The organism is Thermoactinomyces sp. CICC 10521 (assembly GCF_016055135.1).
GTDB classification, from domain to species: domain Bacteria; phylum Bacillota; class Bacilli; order Thermoactinomycetales; family Thermoactinomycetaceae; genus Thermoactinomyces_A; species Thermoactinomyces_A daqus.
Genome location: NZ_JAECVZ010000020.1, coordinates 54706 through 60691 on the forward strand (window position 1 = coordinate 54706; position 5986 = coordinate 60691).

Below are 5986 nucleotides of genomic sequence, written 5' to 3' on the forward strand. Positions count from 1 at the left end.
CAACCTGGAACAAAGCCTGAGGATGAGCTATAGCGGGCCGATCGTCTATACGGATGCGGATGGCACCACCCATACCTTTGCACCGGAGTACGGATCGGGAGGAACTCCCACAGGGACGTATAAGGCTCCCGGAGGAGTCAATCTCACCTTGGTGAAAAACGGGGATGGCACCTTTACCCTCATCACACCGGACCAGACCAAGTACAACTTCAATACATCGAAAAAACTGGCCTCAATCGTGGACTCCAACGGCAATACCACGAGCGTGACGTATACCAATAACCTGCCGTCCGCAATCACGGATCCGTCGGGGCGAACCCTGACGCTCACCTATGATGCCAACAACCGGGTCAGCAAAGTGACCGATCCGGCCAATCGGACGGTGGAGTATACTTATGACACGAACGGCAACCTGACCGGGGTCACTCATAAAGACGCGTCTGGCACGGTTCTGTCCACGGAGACGTATGGCTACGACAGCAACCATAACCTGACCTCGATCACTGATCCCAACCGTCATACGAAAACGATCGGTTACGACCCGGCAAATGACCGGACCACGTCTGTTTCCTATCCGATCACGGTCGGCGGAACAGTGCAAACGGCAACAACCACGCTCGATTATGATCCGGCCAACAACATCACCACGGTGACCGATCCCAAAGGCACAAAAACAGTCTATACCCATAACGCCTACGGGAATGTCATCCAAACGACGCAGGATCCGACCGGATTCAATATTAAAAACACGTTTACCTATGACGACAAAAACCAATTGATCAGCCAAAAGGATGGCAATGCCAACGCCAATAACAGCTCGGCCACATACAACTATACCTATGACAGCAACGGCAACCTGACCAGCGTCACCACACCGATGAACAATACGAGCAGCACCACCTATGACAGTGACAATAACCCGATCACGGAAACGGATGCGAACGGAAACACGACCAAAAACCAATATGATGACAATGACAACCAGACGGCTACCACGGATGCCGCTGAGAAGTCTTCAGCCACTGCCTATGATTCGTACGGCAATCCCGTGTCCGAAACCTCCGAGATGAGCCCGGGCAACAACCTGGCGATCAACGGCAGCGTTGAAATTGACCGCGATGGCGACAGCTGGCCGGATAACTGGACCAAGGTTCCCAGCGGATCTTCCAATATCACATGGGATTCGTCGGGGCTGACCACGGCGGATGGAATCACGCTCGGAAACAAAAGCATCAAAATCTCCATCCCCGGTGATTCAACCGGCGCGGCCGCCATCGCCAGCGACAAGATTCCGTACGACCCGAACAAAACCTATGTCCTGAGCGGGTATATCAAAACCAGCGGCGCCACCGGGCGCGGTGCCATCTACGCCTTTGGGTTCAACTCGCAGACCGGGGAGTACACCTACATCGCCGGAGCGGGCATCACCGGAACGCAAGGCACCACCCGCATCCACCTCTCCCTGGATCCGGGAGCATTGCAAGGCTATGACCAATTGCAAATTCGCGGATACGTCACTGGGATCAACGGGCATTATGCGGGCACCTATTGGTTTGACGGATTGCAGATCGAAGAAGGGTATTATGGCGCATACAACGTGGTCGAAAACAGCGATTTTGAACGGGATAACGACCCGGCGGGGGACAAAATTCCGGACCGCTGGTATTTGTCAGGAAATACGGCAGCAGGAGACGGCCTGGACACCACCGAAAAGTATAACGGCAACAACTCCGTCAAACTGGTGGGCGATTCGAGCACGTACAAGTCGATCTACCAGGACGTAAACTTAACGGGCGGTGCCGGTTCGGTCCTGACCGTATCCGGTTTCTCCAAAGTGCAAAACCCGAACCCGGGCGGAGGCATTTACGGGTTGATCGTGGAAACATACAGCGGCTCGACCAAGGAAGAAACGTTCACCTACAACTTTGACAAAAGCAAATCGCACGACTGGCAGCATATCGCCAATGAAATCAAGACCAGCCAGCCGTTTGACCGGATTCGCGTCTACTACGAATACAGCAATCAGGCGGGAACGGCCTGGTTTGACACGATCAAAGTGGTGCCGGACGCTATCACGATGTACCATACCTATGACAGCAATGGCAACTACGAAACGAAGACCACTGATCCGGAAGGGCGTGTCACGCAACATACCTATGACACTGTCGGCAATCCAACCAGTGAAACCGTCGGCTCCGACACTACCCAATATGCCTATGACGGGTTGAACCGCCTGACCAAAGTGACGGATGCCAAAAACAACGTTACGCAGTACCAGTACGATGCGAACGGCAACAAAACCAAGGTGACCAATGCCCGCGGGAAGGAAACCACCTACACTTACAACGAATTAAATCAGGTGCAAACGGTCACGGATGCCAACGGGAAAACCACGAGCTACGATTACGACATTAATGGCAACCAGACCAAGGTCAGCCAGCCCAACGGCAACACGGTCGAAACCGGATATGACAGCGTCAACCGGCAAAATTCCGTTTCCTACAACGGCACCAAGGTCTACAGCTTCCAGTATGACGCGAACAACAATGTCACCAAGGAAACGGACGAAACGACGGGCACATCGATCAACTACCAATATGACGACGACAATCGCCTGACTTCCGTTCAAGAGCCAAACAGCAACCAGACCGATTACACCTATGATGCGAACGGCAACGTCATCCAGCAAAAGCTGACTGCCGGCAGCACGGTGATCACGCAAGGATTTGCCTACAACAGCAATAACCAACTGGTCAAAATCACGTCCAACGGGGCAAACCAGGCCTGGTTCAACTACAACGAGCAAGACCAGGTGGCCCGCCGCAAAACGGCCGACGGCAACATGACCTTTAACCGCTATAACGGCGCCGGAGATCTGGTCGAACGGGACATCTTCGACAAAAACGGCAACTTGCTCTACAGCTATCTCTACGCATATGACAACAAAGGGCGGATCACCTCCGTTACCGAAACAGACGGAACCAACCCGCCGAAAACGACGTCTTACCAGTATGACGCACTGGACCAATTGACCAAAGAAACCCGGCCGGACGGAACGGTGATCGAATACACCTATGACGAAACGGGCAACCGCCTCACCAAGAAAGTTACCCAGGGCGGAAACAGCACGACTACGACATACACCTACGACGACGCCGATCAACTCACTTCGGTCAACGGCACGAACTATACCTACGACGCCAACGGCAACCTGACCAGCGATGGCAACAAAACCTATGTCTATGACGCGGCCAACCGCTTAACCGCCGTCAAGGACAGCAACGGCAACACCATCGCCTCATTCACCTACCGGGCCGATGGCATGCGCAAAACGATGACCACCGCCTCAGGCACGATCACGTTCCATTATGACCAAAACAACAATGTGTCTTATGAGACAGATCAAAGTGGAGCCGTCGTTGCCAGCTACACCTATGATGACAACAATTTGCCGGTCAGCATGACCCGGGGTGGAAAAACGTATTTCTACCAATTGAACGGCCATGGGGATGTCGTGGCACTCACGGATAGCACCGGTGCCGTGGTCAATACGTACACCTACGATGCCTTCGGCAACCTCGTCAGCCAAACCGGAACAGTGGAAAATCCATACTTGTATGCGGGTTATAGATATGACAAGGAAACAGGCTTGTATTACTTGCAAAGTCGGTACTACAACCCGGATACGGGAAGATTTTTGACAAGGGATAAGTTTGAAGGGTTTGAGCAAAAGCCGTTGAGTTTGAATAAGTATGCTTATGTTGAAAATAATCCTGTTATGCAATCTGATCCTACGGGACAGAATCCTCTCTTAGTTATTATAGGAGAAATAATTCTAGATGCATTGATTGCCGCTTTGGTTTCGACTGCTTTTGATATGCTTTGGACTTATGGCTTCAATTGGAGCCATTGGAGATGGAGTGTTATCTGGCCTAAGTTTCTACGATATTTTTTGGCTTCGTTACCGTTTACTCGTTGGCTGAAGTTACTTTCCTTATCAGCGATATCAGGCATTCGTTATTCCATCTATGTGGCTTGGGTCTCTTCAAAAGCGCGTGGTTTTTGGTCAGGATTAAGGGCCATGAGAAGAGTTGTTGTAAAATTTTGGAAGTGGCATGTTTTAGGAAGACTCAGAAGGTGGCTGTAAGAGAATTTCTATAAAAGTACTAGCAAGCAAGTGTTGCTATAAAACCTTGCTTGCTAGAAACCTAAATACTTTGGTAAGAGGAGATGTCTATTATTGTCTCAGAATAGTCACTTGGTTCAATTCAAAGAAAGCAGTATAGGTCCAATTATACTCATTCAATTATCAGATAAAGATTTACTTCATTTAACACAATGTATCACTGAGTTAGAATATAGAATAGAAGATTCATGTGTTTTTTCCTCTCAAACTTGTGAGCAAAAAACAGTACGTATTGTTTTTAATAGAACCGTAAAAGATCAAAGCCATATAAGGAAATTCTTTTATTATTTTATAAGCCTTTTTGTACTATTAGGGAGTGTAATTGGATTTGTATCTAGTATTTACTATCTAATCCAGTTACTTATAAGTGGGTGAAAGGCATTGTCAAGTATGGTAGAGCCTAATATTAGAATTTGCAATCGGGTAGAGGAAATTGAGGTTCTAATAGAGCTAGATGTAAACCAAGTGAAAAAATTAAGACGTAGTCTAGATGATCTTTATATTGATGGTGGACAATTTAATTTTTTATGTGAAAATGAAGATGGTCAAAAGGTGATGGTGTTGTTTCAGAAAGTTCATCTTAACGGAGAGCAGATGGAATTGGATAATCATACGGAAGAAAACTGGATTTCATCTGTTATTGATTTCCTTCGTATTCCAGTAACAATCTTTTTTTTCTTGCTAGGTTTGTATTCAATCTATCATTTGATTAGATAATCCGGCAAATATCTATAAATACTACGGTTGCAGGTTTCAAGTGAACCAAATTTTCATGAGCGGGTTATTCTCACAGGAATAGAAATTCAAAAATCGTTAGTAATTAACATTCTCTCTTATTTCAGTACAATGGAATTACTACGACTCGAAATAAATTTGAGTAACTATTGACCAGCGTAATTTTGGAATTTAATGAAACGAAAAACTTATTTTATAGGCGGGAAGATAATACATGGATTTATCGATAATTAAAAAGATAAAAACAATAATAAATTTGTTAACTTTCTCTTTTTCCATAGCTCTTATTTATTTTATGTTTACTGATACTACCCCCCCTTGGTTTGACTACTTTTTAGGAAGTGCCTTCATGTTAGCAGCTATTAGATATGGAATAGATTCCTTTATGGAGGAAAAAGAAAAAGATAAAAAATCATTTTTTATAGTTGCTATCATGTTTATCATAATTGCCATTCTAATTCTTCTCGTAAAACCTATTAAATCAGGACTCATTTAATAGTCATAAAAATATATCGGTATAATGACCCCATACGCTTCCAGACAAAATGATAATAGTAGGAAGTAAGAAAGGGGTTATTTTTATTGGGCGGAAAAAGATAGATATTTGAGACCCTATTGGCTACAACGGCGCCGGGGATCTGGTCGAACGGGACATCTTCGACAAAAACGGCAACTTGCTCTACAGCTATCTCTATGCGTATGACAATAAAGGGCGGATCACCTCCGTTACCGAAACAGACGGAACCAACCCGCCACAAATGACGTCTTACGAGTATGACGCACTGGACCAATTGACCAAGGAAACCCGGCCAGACGGAACGGTGATCGAATACACCTATGACGAAGTGGGTAACCGCCTCACCCAGAAAGTCACCCAGGGGGGAAACAGCACCACCACAACGTATACGTACGACGATGCTGACCAACTCACTTCGGTCAACGGCACGAACTATACCTACGACGCCAATGGCAACCTGACCAGCGATGGCAGCAAAACCTATGTCTACGACGCGGCCAACCACCTGATTCAGGTGAAAGACAGCAGCGGCAACACCATCGCCTCGT

General features: G+C 47.1%; 4 protein-coding genes. All 4 read left to right on the plus strand.

The features are described from left to right. Nucleotides 1-22 precede the first annotated feature (22 nt). Entirely contained in the window at nt 23-4147 is a 4125-nt protein-coding gene (locus I8U17_RS13260; protein WP_232331095.1) for an RHS repeat domain-containing protein, read from the plus strand. A gap of 420 nt (nt 4148-4567) precedes the next feature. After that, nucleotides 4568-4903, plus strand: a complete 336-nt coding sequence (locus tag I8U17_RS13265; RefSeq protein WP_198056594.1) for a hypothetical protein — start codon at nt 4568-4570, stop codon at nt 4901-4903. Nucleotides 4904-5135: 232 nt separating this feature from the next. Beyond that, the gene (locus I8U17_RS13270) at nt 5136-5417 is read left to right on the plus strand and encodes a hypothetical protein (RefSeq protein WP_198056593.1); all 282 of its coding nucleotides are present in this window, start codon (nt 5136-5138) and stop codon (nt 5415-5417) included. A gap of 178 nt (nt 5418-5595) precedes the next feature. After that, a partial coding sequence (locus tag I8U17_RS13275; protein ID WP_198059529.1) for an RHS repeat domain-containing protein occupies nt 5596-5986 on the plus strand: 391 nt, incomplete at its 3' end.